A 1423-nucleotide genomic window follows, 5' to 3' on the forward strand; every position below is an offset into this window, starting at 1 on the left:
GCTGCCGCTGCCGCTGCCGCTGCCGCTGCCGCTGCCGCTGCCGCTGCCGCTGCCGCTGCCGCTGCCGCTGCCGCTGCTGTCGGGCAGGGTGTCGTCGCTCCTGCGCAGGCGCAATGGTCTCTTGACGGGCGTAAACTAAAAGGCGGCGGCGGAGAGGTGCGCCAACTCAAAGACACGGCCGCCTCAGTACTTCGACTTCTTATCGGTAGGCGCGGCACGGGCGAAGAATTCGTTACGCACGCCGATATCGAGAGTGCGTACAAGGGCACCATGCGGGCCCGTCAGGCTATCTATTTGGTACGGGAGGCATTAGAAGGAACGGGAGTATTTCCGAATGGTTCGTGGGAGATAGAATTCGACGGGCGTGAAGGAGGTTGGCGTCTTGTTGGTTTGGAGAATGTGCAGGTTGAGTCTGGCGGGGCCGAGTCGGACATGCTGGCCCTGCCACTGTCGGGGCCGGCTCTGCCCGGCGACGTGCAGCGCAGTGTCCAGCCGCTGCTCCCAGCATCCGATCAGCCGTACGCGTCGACCTCCACCCAGCACGGCGCCGGCGAACTGGCTTTTGCCGCTGCCGCTGCCGCTGCCGCTGCCGCTGCCGCTGCTGTTGTTGGGCGGGATGTCGATGCTCCTGTGCGGGCGAACGCGCCACTAGGCTTCTCGGGTGCGATGGATGTCGATGCCGTCGGGGATTACGGTTTCAATGATGAGATAGGGTCGGATGTTGGGCTGGCCGGTGGCGGCTTGTGGGGAAATTGGTTGCCAACGGCTGAGGGGATGCCGGCGGCGATAGGTGCCGGTTCGGTCATGTATCCACCGGACGGCCCTGATGCCCTCATGCAGACCTCCGATATACCCCAACTCGGCCTTGACGACGGCGTCTGGGGCTCTGGCGCCAGCCAGTATCTCGTCCGCGACGACTTTGAGTCGGACATGCTGGCCCTGCCACTGTCGGGGCCGGCTCTGCCCGGCGACGTGCAGCGCAGTGTCCCGCCGCCGCTCCGCACCGAATCGGCATCCGATCAGCCGTACGCGTCGACCTCCACCCAGCACAGCGCCGGCGAACTGGCTTTTGCCGCTGCCGCTGCCGCTGCCGCTGCCGGGCAAGATGTCGTAGCCCCTGCGCAGGCGCAATGGTCTCTTGCCGGGCGTGAACTAAAAAGCGGCGGCGGAGAGGTGTGCGAACTCGGAAACAAGGCCGCCTCAATACTTCGACTTCTTATCGACAAGCGCGCCACGGCCGACGGAATCGTGACGCACGCCGAGATCAACAGTGTGCACGAGGGCTCCTCAGCGCCCAGTGTTGCCATCCGAGTCGTACGGGATGCATTAGAGAGAACGGGAGTATTTCCGAAGGGTTCGTGGGAGATAAAACCCGTCGGGCATGGAGAGGGTTGGCGTCTTGTTGGTTTGTGGAATGTGCAGG

General features: G+C 64.4%; 1 protein-coding gene. It reads left to right on the forward strand.

Going from position 1 to position 1423, the window contains the following annotated elements; genetic code table 11:
- Positions 1-156: 156 nt before the first annotated feature.
- A partial coding sequence (locus tag ACLQ24_RS29610) for a hypothetical protein (RefSeq protein ID WP_425895029.1) occupies positions 157-1423 on the forward strand: 1267 nt, incomplete at its 3' end.

The sequence above is a fragment of the Micromonospora sp. DT4 genome (assembly GCF_049841675.1).
Lineage (GTDB): Bacteria > Actinomycetota > Actinomycetes > Mycobacteriales > Micromonosporaceae > Micromonospora.